At 57.4% G+C, this 18374-nt stretch carries 16 protein-coding genes and 1 tRNA gene; 11 read left to right on the top strand and 6 right to left on the bottom strand.

The window, feature by feature from the left end:
* Positions 1-3 precede the first annotated feature (3 nt).
* The 4 genes from pcaG (at position 4) to ACN0VL_RS05735 (ending at position 4191) form a co-directional block, all read left to right on the top strand.
* A complete protein-coding gene (gene pcaG, locus ACN0VL_RS05750) occupies positions 4-603 on the top strand; it encodes a protocatechuate 3,4-dioxygenase subunit alpha (RefSeq protein ID WP_417615401.1) in 600 nt (199 codons plus the stop codon).
* Between the two features lie 92 nt (positions 604-695).
* Positions 696-2021 carry a 3-carboxy-cis,cis-muconate cycloisomerase gene (gene pcaB / locus ACN0VL_RS05745; RefSeq protein WP_417615399.1) on the top strand — a complete coding sequence of 442 codons (1326 nt, stop codon included), beginning with the start codon at positions 696-698 and terminating at the stop codon, positions 2019-2021.
* A 29-nt stretch (positions 2022-2050) separates the two neighbouring features.
* Positions 2051-2986, top strand: coding sequence for an AEC family transporter (locus ACN0VL_RS05740; protein WP_417615397.1), 936 nt, complete (start codon positions 2051-2053; stop codon positions 2984-2986).
* Positions 2987-3273: 287 nt separating this feature from the next.
* Positions 3274-4191 (top strand): SphA family protein, encoded by a 918-nt coding sequence (locus ACN0VL_RS05735; RefSeq protein WP_417615395.1) that lies wholly within the window; start codon positions 3274-3276, stop codon positions 4189-4191.
* A gap of 30 nt (positions 4192-4221) precedes the next feature.
* Here the strand turns inward: ACN0VL_RS05735 and ACN0VL_RS05730 are convergent, their stop codons facing one another.
* From ACN0VL_RS05730 to ACN0VL_RS05715, 4 genes are all read right to left on the bottom strand, one after another.
* On the bottom strand, positions 4222-4683 hold the full coding sequence (locus ACN0VL_RS05730; protein WP_417615393.1) for a hypothetical protein: 462 nt from the start codon (positions 4681-4683) through the stop codon (positions 4222-4224).
* Between the two features lie 645 nt (positions 4684-5328).
* A complete protein-coding gene (locus ACN0VL_RS05725) occupies positions 5329-6747 on the bottom strand; it encodes an efflux transporter outer membrane subunit (protein ID WP_417615391.1) in 1419 nt (472 codons plus the stop codon).
* Positions 6744-9872 (bottom strand): efflux RND transporter permease subunit, encoded by a 3129-nt coding sequence (locus ACN0VL_RS05720; RefSeq protein WP_417615389.1) that lies wholly within the window; start codon positions 9870-9872, stop codon positions 6744-6746. Before ACN0VL_RS05720 ends, ACN0VL_RS05725 begins: the two co-directional genes overlap by 4 nt.
* A 12-nt stretch (positions 9873-9884) precedes the next feature.
* Entirely contained in the window at positions 9885-11033 is a 1149-nt protein-coding gene (locus tag ACN0VL_RS05715; RefSeq protein ID WP_417615387.1) for an efflux RND transporter periplasmic adaptor subunit, read from the bottom strand.
* A 176-nt stretch (positions 11034-11209) separates the two neighbouring features.
* Between ACN0VL_RS05715 and ACN0VL_RS05710 the strand changes: the two genes are divergently transcribed.
* The gene (locus ACN0VL_RS05710; protein ID WP_417615385.1) at positions 11210-12007 is read left to right on the top strand and encodes an IclR family transcriptional regulator; all 798 of its coding nucleotides are present in this window, start codon (positions 11210-11212) and stop codon (positions 12005-12007) included.
* A gap of 340 nt (positions 12008-12347) precedes the next feature.
* On the opposite strand, the gene ACN0VL_RS05705 is transcribed toward ACN0VL_RS05710, so the two are convergent.
* Positions 12348-13244: a helix-turn-helix domain-containing protein gene (locus ACN0VL_RS05705; protein ID WP_417615383.1), complete on the bottom strand. Its 897-nt coding sequence runs from the start codon at positions 13242-13244 to the stop codon at positions 12348-12350.
* 130 nt (positions 13245-13374) lie between these two features.
* Here ACN0VL_RS05705 and pobA point away from each other — a divergent pair, with 130 nt between their 5' ends.
* From pobA to maiA, 6 genes are all read left to right on the top strand, one after another.
* Positions 13375-14559, top strand: a complete 1185-nt coding sequence (pobA, locus tag ACN0VL_RS05700) for a 4-hydroxybenzoate 3-monooxygenase (RefSeq protein WP_417615381.1) — start codon at positions 13375-13377, stop codon at positions 14557-14559.
* Between the two features lie 184 nt (positions 14560-14743).
* Positions 14744-14896, top strand: a complete 153-nt coding sequence (gene tatA / locus ACN0VL_RS05695) for a twin-arginine translocase TatA/TatE family subunit (protein WP_417615379.1) — start codon at positions 14744-14746, stop codon at positions 14894-14896.
* Between the two features lie 282 nt (positions 14897-15178).
* Entirely contained in the window at positions 15179-15367 is a 189-nt protein-coding gene (locus ACN0VL_RS05690; RefSeq protein WP_417615377.1) for a DUF2783 domain-containing protein, read from the top strand.
* On the top strand, positions 15360-16490 hold the full coding sequence (locus ACN0VL_RS05685; RefSeq protein ID WP_417615375.1) for a homogentisate 1,2-dioxygenase: 1131 nt from the start codon (positions 15360-15362) through the stop codon (positions 16488-16490). The genes ACN0VL_RS05690 and ACN0VL_RS05685 overlap by 8 nt, the downstream gene beginning before the upstream one ends.
* Positions 16491-16627: 137 nt before the next feature.
* On the top strand, positions 16628-17614 hold the full coding sequence (locus tag ACN0VL_RS05680) for a fumarylacetoacetate hydrolase family protein (RefSeq protein ID WP_417615373.1): 987 nt from the start codon (positions 16628-16630) through the stop codon (positions 17612-17614).
* Positions 17601-18233 (top strand): maleylacetoacetate isomerase, encoded by a 633-nt coding sequence (maiA, locus tag ACN0VL_RS05675; protein WP_417615370.1) that lies wholly within the window; start codon positions 17601-17603, stop codon positions 18231-18233. Before ACN0VL_RS05680 ends, maiA begins: the two co-directional genes overlap by 14 nt.
* A gap of 64 nt (positions 18234-18297) precedes the next feature.
* Here maiA and ACN0VL_RS05670 read toward each other — a convergent pair.
* Positions 18298-18374 (bottom strand) — tRNA-Asp (locus ACN0VL_RS05670).

Raw genomic sequence — 18374 nt, 5'->3', positions numbered from 1 at the left:
GCCATGACCATGAAACAAACCCCCTCACAAACCGTGGGTCCCTACTTCGCCTACGGCCTGACTGCCCAGCAGTATCACTACCCTTATTCCCAGGTAGCCGGCAGTCAGCTGGTGCAGGGCGAGGTTCAGGGTGAACGCATTCGTCTCACCGGTCAGGTATTCGACGGCCAGGGAGCTGTCGTGGACGATGCCATGATCGAAATCTGGCAGGCCAATGCCGCCGGTCGCTTCAACCATCCGCTGGATAACCGCGCCGCCAGGCCGCTGGATGAGAGCTTTCTGGGTTTTGGCCGCTGTGGCACAGGCACCAGCACAGATCTAAGCTTCAGCTTCGACACCATCAAGCCGGGTGCTGCCCAGGATGGTCACGCCCCCTTCATCACTGTGATGGTGTTTCTGCGTGGTCTGCTGAGCCATGCCTACACTCGCGTCTACTTTGCCGATGAAGCCGCAGCCAACCAGGACGATCCTGTGCTGAGCAAGGTGCCCGCCGAGCGTCGCCAGACCCTGATCGCCCAGCGTAAAGAAACCGGTAGCGGTGTGGAGTATCGCTTCGATATTCACATGCAGGGCGACAAAGAAACCGTGTTCTTCGAGGTGTAATCAAAATGGCCATACCTGCTTGCGGGTCGGTATGGCTATGTACCAGCCCCACCACCCTGTACCATTAACGCCGTCATTGCAGCGAGGCCGCCATGTTTCCCATCTCTCCTTTTGATTCCGCCCTGTTCCGGGAGCTGCTATCCAACCCGGATGCGGCGCGCTGGCTGGGTGATGACGCCCAAATTCGCGCCATGCTGAAGGTCGAGGGCGAACTGGCTCTGGCCCAGGCCGACTGCGGACTGATCCCCGCCGACGCCGCCGAGGCCATCGCCCGGGCCGCCGCCGAGCTGGAGTTGCCTGCCATCAAGCTGGCATCTGGCACCGCCGCGGCCGGGGTACCGGTGCCAGCTCTGGTCAAGGCGCTAAAGCAGGCCCTGCCCGCCGACCAGGCACGTTGGGTGCACTTCGGTGCCACCAGTCAGGATATTGTCGATACCGCCCTGGTGCTGAACTGCCGGGAGCTGATCGTCCTCTATGAAGCCCGCCTGACGCAGATTATCAATCAGCTGGCCCGACTGGCCCGGGCCCATCGCCATAGCCTGACCGCAGGCCGTACTCGTACCCAGCAGGCAGTACCCATGAGCTTCGGCTTCAAGGTCGCCAACTGGCTGCAACCCTTGCTGCGCCAGCAGGAGCGGTTGCAACAACTGAAACCGCGCCTGCTCAAGCTGCAGCTGGCCGGAGCGGTCGGCACCCTGGCCGCCATGGGGAAGCAGGCCCCGGCCATCGCCATCCGGCTGGCCGAACGACTGAATCTGGCAGTCGGCCGCAACTGGCATACCCAGCGCGACAGCCTGGTAGAGCTGGCCAACTGGCTGGCTATGACCACTGGGCTACTCGGAAAAATTGGTCAGGACTGGCTGTGGCTGAGCCAGACCGAAGTCGGTGAAATCACCTTCACCAATGGCGGCGGTTCGTCCACCATGCCCCAGAAATGCAACCCGGTGAACGCCGAGATCCTGGTCGCCATGGCACGTCACAACGCCGGACAGGTAGGACAAATGCACCAGGCCATGGTGCAGGAGCACGAACGCAGCGGCAGCGCCTGGACTCAGGAATGGCTGGTATTGCCCACCATGCTGATGTGTACGGCTGTGGCCCTGCATCACGCCGAAGACGCGCTCAACCACCTGGTGGTCAACACCAACCGATTGCAGGCCAACCTGGAGTTGTATAACGGGGTGATTTTCGCCGAGGCTGCCACCTTCGCCCTGGCCCGCCAAATGCCACGGGATCAGGCAACAGATCTGGTTAAAGCGGCCTGCAAGCAGGCTATCGGTGGGGATCGCCACCTGTTTTCGCTCATCAAGGAGCAATGCGGCATCGAATTGAATCTGGCTCAACTGCAGCAGCATCTGCTGGAAGGGGGGGCTACCTCTGCCTGGTTCGAAGAGATACTGGCTGACGCCGGCCACTGAATGAATCGCTCACATAAACGGAGATGCCTTTGCTGGCTATAGTGTCCATTACCGCCCCTATTTTCCTGCTGATTGCTATCGGCTACGTCGCCGTACGCTGGCGCATGCTCCCCCATGAGGCCATTCCCGGCCTGGGTCGCTTTGTGCTCTACTTTGCCATGCCGGGGCTGATCCTGAGTACCCTGAGTTCCATGCACATCGAAGAGATCATCGAGCCCGGCTTCATACTGGCCTATGGTCTGGGCACCCTGCTGATGATGGGGCTGGGGTTGTTGTTGACCTTGAGGGTGCTGAAAAATGAACCGGTGCTCGCTTCCCTGAAGGCCATCGGCATGACCATGCCCAACACCCCCTATTTCGGCTTTCCCGTGCTGTTACAGCTAGCGGAGAGCAGCGCCAGCAAGGCCTTTGCCATGGCCTTGCTGGTCGAGGCCCTGCTGATCATCCCCTTATCCATGACGCTGCTGCAGTTTCATGCCTCACGCAGTACCGGCCTGCCCCTGGGCCGAGTCTTGCTCAAGTTGCCCAAGCAAGTACTGCGCAACCCTCTGGTCATCGCCATCGCCGTCGGCCTCCTGATTTCGACCCTGGACATTACCCTGCCACAACCGGTCAACACCACCCTGGAAATGCTGGGCCGGTCCTCGGCCACGATCGCCCTGTTCATGATCGGCGCCTCTCTGGTCGGCAGTCCGATCAAGGGCAAGCTCGTCGGCATCACGCCGGTGCTGGTCGGCAAGCTGCTGATCCATCCCTTGCTGGTAGCGTTGCTGATCTGGTTGCTGCCGCCCTTCGATCCCGAGCTGCAGCTGGCAGCCATCCTGCTGGCGGCCATGCCGATGATGAGCATCTATCCCATTTTCGGCAGTCAGTACGGCCACCGAAACTTCACCGCCAGCGCCCTGATGCTGACCACAGTCACCGCCTTCTTCACCATTTCGGCGCTGTTGCTGTTTCTCCGCTAACCTGCATCTGGCACCGCCTTTAGCCCTTGCCTATATCGAAACCAATATAGAAAAGGGCCAATTATTCATTATTCATCCCTGATTGATTGTTTTAGCTTTGTTGCTCCAATGAGAAATTAATGTTTATGACGTTGCAGTTATTCGGCAACTGCCAGGACGCTGATAATCAACATCATTGTTAATCGCCTTCCCGGCGCTGGCGGTGGGCCTCCTCTGACGGCCTGATGGTCATAACAATACTGGCAGGTTCGAGCCCTGCCTTGGTCAACTAACAACAAGGAATGTTTATGAGTATTTTACGTTCTCCCGCTTCACGTAACAATAAAGCCCGCGCCCTCACGCCTCTGGCCGCCGCCGTGCTGCTGGCCTCTCCGGCTGCTCTAGCGGTAACCGGACACTATGTTCCCGGGGTCGAAGGGATCAAGGGCTCCTCCGTACCACCGCCCGGCACCTACTATCGCGGCTATGCGGTACAATATGAAATCGACCAGCTCAATGACGACAACGGCGACGCCCTGCCCGGCAGCAACACCGGCTCGGTGACCGCCCTGGCCAACCGCTTAATCCATATTACCGACAAGAAGTTTCTCAATGCCGACTACGGCTTCGAGACCATAATCCCGATCCAGCATACCTCGCTGGATTTCAATATCGCCGGCCTCGATAGCTCCGAAAGCGGTGTCGGTGATATCTTTATCGGCCCTGTGGTCCTCGGCTGGCACGGCCAGCAGTGGGATGCGGTGTTTGCCTCCGGGGTCTGGTTCGACACCGCCAGTAGCTCCGAGCCCGCCTCTCCCGGCAAGGGCTACAAGAGCGCCATGATCACCCTGGGCGGCACCTTCTATCCGGACGCCGCCAAGAGCTGGTCCTTCTCGGCCCTGTCCCGCTACGAAATCAACTTCGATGACAAGGACGACATCGACCGCGGTGACAGCTGGCAGGTGGAGTGGGGCCTGGGCAAGCGCCTGGATAACGGCATAGAACTGGGACTTATCGGCTACGACGGCTGGCAGCTGGAAGAAAATGAAGGGGCGGGTCCCAGATTCACGCCAGGCAAGGTAGAGAAGCACGCTCTGGGCCTGGAGGCCGGCTACTTCTGGCCTAGCCTCGGCTTTGGCATGGCCGCCGCCTACCTGAACGAGTATCAGGTCAAGAACGGCCCCCAGGGGGATATGTTCCGTATAAATATGACCAAGGTATTCTGAACTCCGCCGGCCCCACCCAAAGCGGGGCCGCTAACTGCCCACGCTTTCATCCCGGCTGCACTCCAGTACCGTATTGATAAAATTCTGCAGGGCCGGGGACTGGTTGTGGGTGTTCCATGCAAAGGACACCGACATGTCGCATTGAGTCAGCTCCGGCATCTCGATGAAGCGCACTCCGGGTGGTGAAAACCATTTACAGGTGTCTGGGACGATGGAAATACCCAGGCCGGCGGCCAGATGTTTGTGATAGTGCCGGTTGAAGTAATCAACCATCACCGGAGGCATCGTCTCCGGTGAGTATCTGTGCCAGAATTTTAACAGGCCGAGCCGGTCACGCTTCTCAAGAGCGCGCCGTAGCCGGCTGGGAAAATGACGGGTGGACGTGCAAGAGGCGAAGTCGATAATGGCAGGGCTGGCACCGTCGCGGACCAGGATGTTGCCACTGTTGCCCAGATCCAGATGCACAAAATCATGGCGGTGTATATTTGTCACCAGGTCCCACAGGTCTGTGAAAAACGCTTTGGGCAGCGGTGAGTTGCCACCGGCTTGGCGCAGGGTGAGCCCCTCTATGTAACGGTAACTGATGGTGTGGGGGGTTCTTGTGTCTTGCCTGCTGAGGGATGCCTTCCTGGCCCGCGAGGCTTTGGAGTGCATGATGCTCTCGATTGGGAACTAGTCGCCCGTAGATTAATGTGCCGGGAAAACCACATTTGCTATAGTCCTTGACCACTATTGCACCTGCAGGGTGGGTCTCCTTTTCCACAAGCGCCTGACCCCACCTGCGCTTGTAAAGACGCTCGCTTGTCGTCACGGTTCTGATCTCCTAATACAGCTGCCTGATGTAGGCTAGCAATGGTAATGCCGCTGGTTGCTACACGCCCTACGCAACTAGTTCCGGAAGTGCTCGGGGTACCACATAGCCTAAAGGCTGATACAGTCGTTCTGCGTAGTGGTACCGGATCCAGCGATTTATAACTGCTCTGACTTGGCCCAGTGATTCGAACCGATTGAGCATGGCGGTGGGCCGCGCCGTCCCTATGATCGGTTTTTTGAAATTACGCCCCATGAACGGGGCGTAATTTCCACCGAGTTCATGCCGCGGCCAAGGTTGCGCAAGGGCCGAGGCTCCGGTACATATCAGGATGGATGACTGCCCCCTCCGAGAGCACGGAACAGACTGATTTCGGCAGCAAGCTGGTTGAACCGGTCAGACAACAATTGTTGTCGGGCGCTGAAGTACTGGCGCTGAGCATCCAGTACCGTCAAGTAGTTGTCGACGCCCGCATTGTAGCGATTTTGGGCCAACTCAAAGTATTCACTGTTTGCGTCGACCAATGCCTGCTGCGCATCAACTTGAACCTTGTAGGTTTCGCGCGCGGCAAGGCTGTCGGCCACATCACGAAATGCCTGTTGGACGGTTTGCTGGTACTCAGCCACACGAATGTCGCGAGTGGTTTCTGCCACTTCCAACCCCGCCTTTAACCGACCACCGGTGAAAATGGGCAGATTGATTTGCGGGGCGAACAGCCACGCGCCACTGCCGCCTTCAAACAAACCGGACAGCTCACTGCTTGCGACCCCAGCATTGGCGGTTAGCGTAATGCTGGGGAAGAATGCCGCTCGGGCAGCGCCAATATCTGCATAGGCTGCCCGTAGTTTGTGTTCTGCTTCCAGGATGTCTGACCGGCGGGTAAGCAGGCTTGATGGCAAGCCTGCTTCAATGTGGCCCATGGCTATCGGGATGGAGCTTCTGGACTCCGTTATAGTCGAAGGCAAGTTGTGACCCGTAAAGAAAGCCAGTGCGTTGAGCTCCTGCTTTACCAACCGATCGAAACGTGCGACTTGAGTTCTGGCCTGGTGCACCAGTGTCTGGGCCTGGGTCACGTCCAGCGACGAAGCAACATCGCCTTCAAACCGTTGTCTGATCAGATTGAGATTTTCTTCATAACTGTCGAGTGTTGCCTCGGCCAGCTTCAGTTGATCCCGGTTCGTGAGCCAGGACAGGTAGGCCGTGGACACTTCACTGATCAACGACGTTTGCAAGCTCCGTTGTGCGTACTCGGTCGCCAGATAGGTCTCAAGAGCCGCCGCCGAAAGGTTGCGAACCCTACCAAAGAAGTCGACTTCATAGGTGCTCAAGCCCACGGCTGCATCGTAACGACCCGAAGTTGCCGCACTGCCGGAAGGGGACAGATCTGCGGGCAGTCGTTGGCGTGTGCTGCCGCCGCCAATGGCGAGGTTCGGGTACAGTGCAGACCGCTCTATCTGATACCTGGCGCGCAGCACCTCGACGCTCAGGGCAGCCGCGCGCAGATCCTGATTGTGTTCCAAGGTGGCGGAAATCAATTGTTGCAAACCGGTATCGGTAAAAAAGTCCCGCCACTGAATGTCGGTGCTTGCCAGCGACAGCTCGGCGCCGGCCCCCTCTCCATCGTCGGTCGCCAGCCACTTCTCAGGCACCGCTGGCGAAGGCTGCTGATACTGCGGCGCCGTTGAGCAGGCGGCAAGCAGGCTGGCACACGTAGCCGCCAGAATAACTCGACTCAGCTTGTTCATGGGGTCACACCTTCCACTTTCGCTGTGTTGTGTTTGCGGGCCACCAAGCCGGTAACAAACACATAAAACAGCGGCACAAAGTAAATCGCCAGAATAGTGGCCGCCAGAGTACCACCTACCACAGCCGTACCTATGGCGTGCTGGCTGGCGCTGGAGGCACCACTGGCAAGCGCCATGGGCAGCACACCGAAGATGAACGCCAGCGAGGTCATGATGATCGGCCGCAAACGCAGGCGGGCGGCTTCTGCGGTGGCTTGCAGCAGTGGCTTGCCTTCCTCTTCATACAACTGGCGGGCGAACTCCACGATCAGGATGGCGTTTTTCGCCGCCAGCCCCATGGTGGTCAGCATGCCCACCTGGAAGAACACATCGTTCGAAAAGCCCCGGGCCAGAGTGGCTAGCACGGCACCCAGTACCCCCAAAGGCACCAGCATGATCACCGCAAACGGAATGGACCAGCTTTCATAGAGGGCCGCCAGACACAGGAACACCACCAGAATCGATAACAGGTACAACTGCATGGCTTGACTGCCCGCCTGTTTTTCCTCGTAAGACAGGCCGGTGTATTCCAGACCGATCCCCGGCGGCAGTTCCTGCGCTAACCGCTCCAGCACCATCATGGCATCGCCGGTAGCGTAGCCCGGAGCCGGGGCGCCCTGGACCTGCACGGCTGGCACACCCTGGTAACGCTGCAGGCGTGGTGAACCAAAGACCCACTCGCCGGTGGCGAAGGCGGCAAACGGCACCATTTCGCCCTGGGCGTTGCGTACGAACCATTTGTCAAAGTCTTCCGGCGCCAGGCGGGACTCCTGAGTAGCCTGTACATACACCTTCTTGACCCTGCCATTGTGCAGGAAATCGTTAACGTAACTGGAACCCCAGGCCGCAGACATGGTGGCGTTAATGTCGGCAATGGATACCTGCAGCAAGCGGGCCTTTTCGTCGTCGATGATCACCTGGTATTGAGGCTCATCTGGCAGGCCATTATGGCGCACCATCATCAGTTCAGGGGCGGCATTGGCCGCTTCAAGGAATTGCCCCATGGCGGCCATCAGGCCCTCGTGGCCGATCGAACCATCGTCCTTCAGGTAGAGATCAAAGCCGGTGGCGTTACCCAGCTCTAGAATGGCCGGCGGCACAATCGGGAACACGATGGCATCTTTGATCTGGGCAAAACGGCCACCGGCCCGTTCAGCCAGCATGAACACACTCTTGGCAAACTCTTTCCGGTCGGCGAAGGGCTTCAAGTCCACAAATAGAATGCCCGAATTCTGGCCACGGCCGGCAAAGTTGAACCCCCGCACCGCCATGACGCCTTTCACGACCTCGGATTCCTGCTCCAGCAGGTAGTTCTGCGCTTCCTCCAGTACGGCCTCCGTACGCTCAGCGGTGGCATTGGTTGGCAGTTGCACCATCACGATCATCGTGCCCTGATCTTCATCCGGCAGGAAGGAAGTGGGCAGACTGGTGTACAGGAAGCCAACGCCCGCCACCAACAGCAAGTACACACCCATAAATCGGATTTTGCGGCCAATGATGTAGCTCACGCCTTTTTTGTAACGGTCGGCGTTACGATTGAAGGTACGGTTAAACCAGCCAAAGAACCCTTTCTTCTCATGCTGTGTATGTGGCTTGAGCATGGTGGCGCACAGGGCGGGGGTCAGAATGAAGGCGATCAGTACCGAGAACGACATGGCAGAAATAATGGTGACCGAGAATTGGCGGTAGATCACTCCGGTGGAGCCGCCAAAGAAGGCCATGGGCAGGAACACCGCGGATATCACCAGGCCGATGCCCAGCAGGGCGCCGGAAATCTGATCCATGGATTTCTTGGCGGCCTCTTTCGGCGACAACCCTTCCTCTTCCATCAGCCGTTCCACGTTCTCCACCACCACAATGGCATCGTCGACCAGCAGGCCGATGGCCAGTACCATGGCGAACATGGTCATCACGTTGATGGTAAAGCCGAATGCAAACAGCACACCGAAGGTCGCCAGCAACACCACCGGCACCGCCAGGGTGGGGATCAGGGTCGCGCGCCAGCTCTGCAGAAACAGAAACATCACCAGGAACACCAGCACGATGGCTTCGAGCAGCGTCATCACCACGGTTTCGATGGAAGCCGTAACGACTGGCGTGGTGTCATAGGGGAAGACAATCTTCATGCCCTCAGGCAGGAAGGCTTCCAGTTCCGTGAGGGTATCCTTGACCCGGGTGGCGGTTTCCAGTTGGTTGGCCCCGGTGGCGAGGCGCAGGGCCATACCGGCGGCCGGTTTGCCGTTGTGTTTACCGGTAACGGCGTAGTTTTCGTTACCCAGACTGATATCCGCAACGTCGCTCAGGCGTACCTGGGAGCCATCGGCGTTGACCTTCAGCAGAATGTTTTCGAACTCTTCGGGGGTTTTCATGCGCTGCTTGCCGATCACCGTGGCCTGCAGTTGCACACCGTCGGCGGTGGGTAGTCCACCCAGCTGACCGGCCGAGACCTGGACGTTCTGGGCGCGCACGGCGCTGATGACGTCTTGCGGGGTAAGCTGATAGCTGTTCAGCTTTTCCGGGTCCAGCCACAAGCGCATGGCGTACTGGGAGCCGAACAGCAGGAAGTCGCCCACACCCTGGGTGCGGGCAATCGGATCTTGTATGTTAGACACGATGTAGTCGGCAAGATCGCCCTGATTGTACTCGCCGGTCTCACTCACCAGCGCAACCATCAGCATGAAGTTGACCTTGTACTTCGACACCCGAATACCCTGGCGTTGCACTTCTTCAGGCAACAGGGGGGTGGCCAGCTGCAGTTTGTTCTGCACCTGCACCTGGGCAATGTCCGGATCGGTGCCCTGTTCGAAGGTCGCGATGATCTCCATGCTGCCATCCGTGTTACTCTCGGAGGAGATGTAACGCAGTCCATCCAAGCCATTCAGTTGCTGTTCAATGACCTGAACCACGGTGTCCTGGACGGTTTGCGCCGAGGCTCCCGGGTAAATAACGGATAGCGCGATGGCCGGTGGCGCAACATCCGGAAACTGGTTTACGGGCAGGCTCTTGATGGCCAGACCACCACCCAGCATCAGCAGCAGCGCGATCACCCACGCAAAAATGGGGCGCTCAATAAAGAAATGAGGCATACAGGGAGCTCCTTACTGTGCGCTGGTGCGAAGGTCGGTATTAATGGCGAGATTTTCGGCAGGAGAGGCCACTACCGGAATCCCCGGCGCCAGGCGCTGCACACCTTCAACCACCACGTTCTCACCGGCTGTAAGGCCGCTGTTAACCAGCCAGGTATTGCCAACCGTCCCGGCGAGTTCCAGGTCGCGGCGCTGAACGGTGTTGTCGTCACTGACGACCCAAACGGCCGGCACGCCACGGGTGTCGCGGGTTACCGCCTGCTGTGGAACCAGAATGGCATTCTGGCGTACGCCCTCGGTCACCAATGCGCGCACAAACATGCCCGGCAACAACTTGTCGTTGGGGTTGGAGAATTCGGCGCGCAGCGTCACCGAACCGGTGCCCTCATCAACCACCACTTCGGAGAATTTGAGTACACCGGAATGGGGGTATTCCTGGCCGTTTTCCAGCACCAGAGACACGTCAACATTGTCGTTCTCATCCGCCTCGATCAGACCTGTTTCAATGGCGTGTTTCATATCCAGCAACTTGGTGACAGGCTGAACGATGTCCACGTAGATCGGGTCAAGCTGTGTGATCGTCGCCAGCTCCTGCGATTGGCCATTGGTGACCAGCGCACCTTCGCTTACCCGGGTTCGACTGATTTTACCGGTGATCGGGGCTTTGACGTCAGTGTAAGCCTGGTTGATGCGGGCAGATTCGTATTCCGCTTCGGCACTGCGCAGGCCGGCCAGGGCATCGTCGTATTGCTGGCGACTGATCGCACGGCTGCCCAGCAGGTTTTCATAGCGGCTGGCCAGATTGCGGGCGTTCACCAAACTGGCGTTGGCGCGAGCCAGAGCCGCCCGGTAGGGGGCATCGTCAATGCGATACAGAACCGTGCCTTCTTCCACCACGGAACCCTCGGTAAACAGGCGTTCCTGAATAATGCCATTGACCTGTGGCCGGACTTCCGCGGTGCGCCAGGCCCGCGTTCGGCCGGGCAACTCGGAGGTCAGCGCCAAGGGCTGTTCAGTGACTTTGTAAATGCCGACCTGGGGCGCGGGCCGCTCGATTTGTTGCTGTTGTGATGCTTGGTCACTGCAACCGGCGACAATGAGTGCGGTAAAAAGCAGGGTGACGAGCTTGCCTATACTGGCTGATAAGGTTTTTGGATTCACGTATTCAGTCCCATGTGGTGTTTGTGTTTATGTTCGTGTACTGAAAGGCGGCATTGTAACCGCATAGTGGTACACAAGGCAACGTCGGTTTATACTGTACTGGCTCGGATACTTGACACTACGAAGTGGGGCAAGCGTAATAACGGGCTAACGAAAAGCGGGAGACGCAGAGATTAATGAAAGCGACACAGCAGAGTGGCCAGATCGAAAATCGACACGGGGGAATTCAGGTGATCGCTCGTGCAGCGGCAATATTGCGTGAACTGGGCGACCATCCCAAAGGTCTGAGCCTCGCAGAGATTGCCAAAGCGGTCGACCTGCCAAGGTCAACGATTCAACGTATTATTGCGGCACTTGAGACAGAGGGTTTCGTGGAGATGGTCGGGAGCCAGGGTGGCCACCGGCTTGGCCCTGAACTGGGGCGGCTGCTTTATCACACGCACATTGATGTAATTTCGGTGGTTCGTCCTTTACTGGCGGACCTTTGTCACGAAGTGGATGAAACTTTGGTGTTTTGCGGTGTTGAGCACTATCAGGTTCTGGTGCTTGAGCGGGTGGTTTCGGAGCAGGAGCTGCGTGTGGTGCCGTCCATGGGAAGGTTGCATGTGCCGTTCCACTCGACCTCCGTCGGGAAGGCTCTGCTGGCAATCATGACGGACGATGCTGTCGCAAAAATACTGAACAAAACTCTTGCAACAGACAAACCAGGGGGAACCGATAGAGAGGCGCTTATGGAGGACATCCGGCACATTCGCAGTGCAGGATATGCAGAAGATTATGAAGAATATATGGCGGGCCTAGCTTCGTTTGCTGTCTCGCTGGATACTTATTTCGGTAAGTTCGCCGTGGCGATTGTAGCTCCAGTCAGCCGTGCATTAACCCGCAAGCCGGAGTACATCGAGCCGCTTAAAGCTTTCAAAATGGAGGTGGAAGCTAAAATTGGCCAGAGTTATGGAGAGCCCAGAGATACTTGAGGAAAAGATCAACAAAACCTACATAAGCACTTTGCGTGGACGTCTATCTAGACGTCTAGCAGCCTGCCGGATTTGCGCTTGACAGGCGTCGTTTTAAGTGGTTTTGTGCATTTGGCTCCCGGCTTTGACCGTTAGCGACTGTTCAGTGAGCCCAGGATGGTGACAGGGTGACAGGGGCGCTGGAATTTCTCGAATCTTGAGCCCCGTCCTGTCACACGCCCGGTGAACGGGAAATCCCCCCGCTCACCGGGCGTGACGACACCATGCCAGTCATTCACACTGAAGTCTATTGACCAGACAGCGTCAGCAACAGGCTGACGCTGTTTTTTACGGTGTGGCATTATTGAGCGCCTTGCACCCCGTCTGACAGCTGCCCGACACCCGCCTCTCGAAACGCTTTGGGAGAACACCCGGTCAGCCTGCGAAAGAAACGGGAAAAATAAGCCGGCTCACTGAAGCCCAGGCTATCGGAGACCTGGGCTATGGTCATGGCGGTGTAAATCAGATTACGCTTCGCCTCCAGTAACAGTCGTTGGTGAATAAACTGCAACGCCGTTTGCTGGCCCAGCTGATGACAGATGCCATTCAGGCGCACCACCGAGATCCCCAGGGTGGCGGCATACTTCTGAACCGGCCATTGTTCATGATAATGGCGTTCAACCATGCTGGAAAAACGGGAAAAATAGGCATGTCCCTTCGAACGCAGCTCGCTGAATGCATGCTGCTCTATGCTTCTCCGTTGCACCCAGGTCAACAACAGATTGACCCAGGCCTCCAGCGCCAGCTCCCTTCCCGATGCATGATGGCCGTACTCCCGCTCCAATGAAGTAAACAGGGTGTCGAGAAACGCCTTGTCCTCTCCCAACTCCAGGCTGAGTGAAGAAGAGCCAAAGGCGAGTGGCATGTTCATGGCCAGTTCGAAACGGGACACCAGGGGAGTCGCCAGGGTCAGAACACAGCCACGCACATCCTGAGAAAAGCGGAAACCATGCACACACAAAGGCGTGACCCACTGCAGTACAGGCTCTTCGACTACGCTGACATTTCCCTCGATATTCAGCTCGACCTGCCCCCGCTGCACATAGAGCAGCTGATAAAAGTCACTGTGCCGGTGTGGCTTGATTTCCCAGTCATGCAGGCTGCTGCGCTGGGCGATAGACTCATAGTGCAGCAGATCGGGAGTCACCCAATGCCCCTGCTCTCCATAGAGCTTAAAAACCGGTATCTCTCCTCCCACGCCTTCTCCCTATGTTTTAAAAAGTCCAACTATAACCATCAATAGTCCCTGTTTATTAGCTCTATTTTAACTAAAAATACAACTTAATAACATAGGGGTAACCGGTTGATGCCGGCCATGGAGGAAAGACATGAAAACACAAGTCGCTATTATTGGAGCCGGCCCCGCAGGTCTGCTGCTGGGTCAGTTGCTGCACAAGGCAGGCATCGACAATGTGATTGTCGAGCGCCAGACACCGGAGTATGTACTGGGGCGAATCCGTGCCGGCGTACTTGAGCAAGGTATGGTTGACCTGCTGCGCGAAGCCGGTGTCAGCGAACGGATGGATGCCGAAGGCCTGGTGCACGATGGCTTTGAGTTGGCGCTCGATGGCCGACTGGAGCATATCGATCTGAAAGCCCTGACTGGCGGCAAGACAGTGATGGTCTACGGCCAGACCGAGGTTACCCGTGATCTGATGGCCGCCCGCGAAGCCTGCGGCGCCAAGTCCATCTATCAGGCCAGCAACGTTCAGCCTCATGGCATGAAGAGTTATAGCCCGTATATCACCTTTGAAAAAGACGGTGAAACCTATCGCCTGGAATGTGACTATATCGCCGGGTGCGACGGTTTTCACGGGGTGTCGCGCAAGTCGATCCCGTCCGAGGTGCTGACCGAATTTGAACGGGTCTATCCTTTCGGCTGGCTGGGCCTACTGGCAGATACCCCGCCGGTACACGACGAGCTGATCTACGCGCGTCATGAGCGTGGTTTCGCGCTGTGCAGCATGCGTTCCTCTACCCGTACTCGTTATTATGTACAGGTGCCGGCGACAGAGAAAGTGGAAGACTGGTCCGACGAACGCTTCTGGGAAGAGCTCCGCAGTCGTCTGCCCGCCGAGCAGGCCGCAAAGCTGGTGACCGGCCCCTCACTGGAGAAAAGCATAGCGCCGCTGCGCAGCTTTGTAGTGGAGCCCATGCAATACGGCAAATTGTTCCTGCTCGGCGATGCCGCCCACATAGTACCGCCAACCGGCGCCAAGGGGCTGAACCTGGCCGCCAGTGATGTGAATACCATGTACCGTATCCTGGTCAAGGTTTATCAGGAAGGCCGTACCGATCTGCTGGAGAAATACTCCGAAATCTGTCTGCGCCGCATCTGGAAAGCAGAACGCTTCTCCTGGTGGATGACCAGCATGCTGCACGACTTCCCGGAAAATGATGCCTTCACCAAACGTATGTTACAGACCGAGCTGGAGTATTTCGTCGGCTCCGAGGCCGGGCGAAAGACCATAGCGGAAAACTACGTGGGCCTGCCCTACGAAGACATAGAATAAATTGTTAATTGAAACCACCGTTCAGATTATCATCGGCCGGAATGATAGGGGAAAGTCCCGGCAGCCGATATGAAGAGCGGTTGTTTCCTATATACTTTACGGTTTCTGAAGCAGAAACATAGGTATTGTATTCCCTGCATGCCCTGACGGCGCAGGTATCGGACATTAAAGTGGAGATGGACTTATGGGACTGGGTGGTGTTAGTGCATGGCAGCTTCTTATTGTGGTCTTGATTCTGGTGCTGTTATTCGGCTCAAAAAAGCTTCGCGGTCTAGGGAATGATCTAGGCAGCTCCATCAACGGCTTCAGGAGAACCATAAAAGAAGATGATAAATAAAGACTACCGATTACCGTTATCTATGCTCTTTACCCTCACATAAGCGCCTGAACTTAAACAGTTCACACAAGATGGTAAGGAGGCAGCACAGCCTCCTTCCACAACTTGCGGTTTCCAGCACCCGTTCATCACTGCACACGATTGAAACTATCGTACGGCGGCTTATGGAAGCCTGTACCTCCGACTCCCACACGACTCTGACCAGTCTCTGCTGAATCCGCTTCAAATCTTGGATCAAACCTCAGGATCCAGCGTCACGCTCGGCGGCCTTGCTCTGTTCGCTTGAGCCCGGACCATATCTATACCCGCTTGATCGACCTGCATCGAGTAGACGACGTGGAGCGTAGTCTGCGGATCAATGCCAGACTTATCTTATTACTGGCCAATCATATTGGTGATGCTCAGGTGCTCGAGCAGGCTTTTGAGATAGCCAGCTCAATGGAAATGCAAGGAGAGAAGACTCATGCGTAAATGGTTCCAATTCCCTATTCGTGAGGGAAACACCTCTCGTCAGGCCCACTGCGACATGCCTGAAGGTACTTTCGAGCGGGAGATCGGCAAAGAGGGCTTTTTCGGCCCGGCAACCCATATGTATCACAGCCATGCTCCCACCGGCTGGAGTGACTGGGAAGGACCGCTGCGCCCCCGGGCTTTCGACACCAATCTTCTGCAGCAGCCGGGCCAGACGCCCTGGGATGCCTCCCCTCTGCTGAATAATGCCAACGTCCGGGTACGCATCTGGAAGAGCAACCAGTCGATGGATCATCTGGTACGCAACGGTGATGGCGACGAGTGCCTGTTTATCCACCAGGGCAGTGGTCACCTTTATTGCGACTACGGCCATATGACCTTTCGTGACGGCGACTATATTATTCTGCCTCGCTCCACCAGCTGGCGGCTGGAGCTGGATGAGCCGGTCACCATGCTGATGATTGAAGCCACCGGCGGCTCTTACATGACCGCCGAACGCGGGCTGGTTGGCCCCCATGCGGTGTTCGATCCGGCCATTCTCGAATATCCGCATATCGATGACGCCTTCAAGGACCAGCAGGCCAGGGCCGGTGACTGGCGGGTACTGCTCAAGGCACGAGAACAGATGAACTGCATCACCTTCCCTTTTAACCCTCTGGATGCCCAGGGATGGAAAGGGGATCTGACGGTGTTCAAACTCAACTGGCGTGACATACGTCCGCTGATGAGCCACCGCTATCATCTGCCGCCTTCCGCCCACACTACCTTTGTGGCCAATGGCTTCGTGATCTGTACCTTCGTGCCCCGTCCAATAGAGTCCGATCCCGGTGCGCTCAAGGTGCCCTTCTACCACAACAACGATGACTACGATGAAGTGATCTTCTACCACAAGGGCAACTTCTTCAGTCGGGACAATATCGAGGCGGGCATGGTGACCCTGCACCCCTGCGGCTTTACCCACGGACCTCACCCCAAGGCCTTCGCCGCCGGCGCCAAGCATGCCAGAACCGAGACCGATGAAGTGGCGGTAATGATCGACAGCCGACTGCCGCTGAATGTGGCCGAGCTGCCGGAAGGCGTTGAGAACATCGACTATGTGAACTCCTGGCAGGTAAAAACATAAAGACGGCCAGGAGCCAGGCTCTAAAGCCATCAGCCCTGAATAAAAACATGATTTTAAAACTGAACACAGGTCAAAGATGCAACCCGTTCGGTGTTAATTCATTTTGATAACGATAGCGTTACTTCAAGGAGATTATTGTGAAATTAGCCTCTCTGAAACAGGGCCGCGACGGCCAGCTTGTGGTGGTATCTCGGGATCTGAGCCGAGCGGTCAAGGCCACACAGATCGCCGCTACCCTGCAGGCCGCACTGGATAACTGGGCAGATACCGAGCCGGCCTTGCAGGCGCTGTATCAGCAACTGAACGATGGGTCATGCGCCGACAGCTTTGCGTTTGTTCAGGCCGCATGTGCCTCGCCCCTGCCCCGCGCCTATCAATGGGCCGACGGCAGCGCCTATGTCAACCATGTTGAGCTGGTGCGCAAGGCCCGTGGCGCCGAGATGCCGGCCAGTTTCTGGACCGATCCGCTGATGTATCAGGGTATGTCCGACGGCTTTATTGGCCCCCGTGAAGACATTCGGCTGGCCGACGAAGCCTGGGGTATCGACTTTGAAGGCGAAATTGCGGTAATAACCGACGATGTGCCCATGGGCACCGGCGTCGAACAGGCCGGCTCCCATATCAAGCTGCTGATGCTGGTCAACGATGTGTCCCTGCGCAACCTGATCCCGGGCGAGCTGGGCAAGGGCTTCGGCTTCTTCCAGGCCAAACCGGCCTCTTCCTTCTCGCCGGTGGCGATCACCCCGGACGAGCTGGGAGATGCCTGGCAAGACACCAAGGTGCACCACCGTCTGCGGGTTCATCTGAACGGTGAGCTGTTCGGCGAACCGGATGCGGGCACCGACATGACCTTCAACTTCGCCCGGCTGCTCGCTCATGTCAGCTTCAACCGGGCGCTGTGCGCTGGCAGCATTATCGGCTCGGGCACCGTTTCGAATCTGGATCGTAGCACCGGATCCTGCTGTCTGGCCGAACGCCGCATGCTGGAGATCATCGAGCAGGGAGCAGCCAAAACGCCTTTCATGAAGTTCGGCGACCGGGTGAAAATCGAGATGCTGGATCAACAAGGGCAATCTATTTTCGGCGCCATCGATCAGCAGGTAGTGAAACATGAAACTCTATGATTATGCTCGCTCTTCCGCGGCCTACCGGGTACGCATCGCGCTTAATCTGAAAGGGGTGGCCTATGAGGCCACCTCCATCTCCTTGCTGGATGGTGCCCAGCAAAGCGATGATTACCGCGCACTCAACGCCACCGGTCTGGTGCCCAGCCTGGCTATTGACGATCAAGGAAGCGGAGAAAGCATTCTCGGCCAGTCACTGGCCATTATCGAATACCTGAACGAATGCTATCCCGATCCCCCCCTGCTGCCGGGCACCCCGCTGGAACGGGCCCGCACCCGGGCGCTGGCGCTACAGGTAGCCTGCGATATTCATCCAATCAACAACCTGAGGGTGCTCAAGTACCTGACCGGCGAGCTCGGACTCAGCGAAGAGCAGAAAACCACCTGGTATCACCACTGGTTGAAGCAGGGACTGGCGCCCCTGGAGCAGCAACTGAGCGGCAGCGACACCCCGTTCTGCTGCGGCAACACGCCGACGCTGGCGGATATCTGCCTGATACCTCAGCTCTATAATGCCCACCGCTTCAAGCTGGACATGAGCCCTTATCCCAGGCTCCTCGCCATCGAGCAGGCCTGCAACCGGCTCGACGCATTCAGTCGAGCTCACCCGGAGAGGTAATGAAGTTCAGTCCTCGAGCCATAACGAAAAAACCCCAGCATTTCTGCTGGGGTTTTGATGTTAATGGCGGAGTGGACGGGACTCGAACCCGCGACCCCCGGCGTGACAGGCCGGTATTCTAACCAACTGAACTACCACTCC

Origin of the sequence: Oceanisphaera sp. (assembly GCF_048268965.1) — a bacterium.
Lineage (GTDB): Bacteria > Pseudomonadota > Gammaproteobacteria > Enterobacterales > Aeromonadaceae > Oceanimonas.
This window is presented reverse-complemented; position numbering and strand designations above follow the sequence as displayed.

What these genes read in the sequence shown, in the direction of transcription:
- pcaG (WP_417615401.1), top strand. Translation starts at nt 4, where the DNA reads ATGACCATGAAACAAACCCCCTCACAAACCGTGGGTCCCTACTTCGCC.
- pcaB (WP_417615399.1), top strand. Translation starts at nt 696, where the DNA reads ATGTTTCCCATCTCTCCTTTTGATTCCGCCCTGTTCCGGGAGCTGCTA.
- ACN0VL_RS05735 (WP_417615395.1), top strand. Translation starts at nt 3,274, where the DNA reads ATGAGTATTTTACGTTCTCCCGCTTCACGTAACAATAAAGCCCGCGCC.
- ACN0VL_RS05725 (WP_417615391.1), bottom strand. Translation starts at nt 6,747, where the DNA reads ATGAACAAGCTGAGTCGAGTTATTCTGGCGGCTACGTGTGCCAGCCTG.
- ACN0VL_RS05720 (WP_417615389.1), bottom strand. Translation starts at nt 9,872, where the DNA reads ATGCCTCATTTCTTTATTGAGCGCCCCATTTTTGCGTGGGTGATCGCG.
- ACN0VL_RS05710 (WP_417615385.1), top strand. Translation starts at nt 11,210, where the DNA reads ATGAAAGCGACACAGCAGAGTGGCCAGATCGAAAATCGACACGGGGGA.
- pobA (WP_417615381.1), top strand. Translation starts at nt 13,375, where the DNA reads ATGAAAACACAAGTCGCTATTATTGGAGCCGGCCCCGCAGGTCTGCTG.
- tatA (WP_417615379.1), top strand. Translation starts at nt 14,744, where the DNA reads ATGGGACTGGGTGGTGTTAGTGCATGGCAGCTTCTTATTGTGGTCTTG.
- ACN0VL_RS05685 (WP_417615375.1), top strand. Translation starts at nt 15,360, where the DNA reads ATGCGTAAATGGTTCCAATTCCCTATTCGTGAGGGAAACACCTCTCGT.
- maiA (WP_417615370.1), top strand. Translation starts at nt 17,601, where the DNA reads ATGAAACTCTATGATTATGCTCGCTCTTCCGCGGCCTACCGGGTACGC.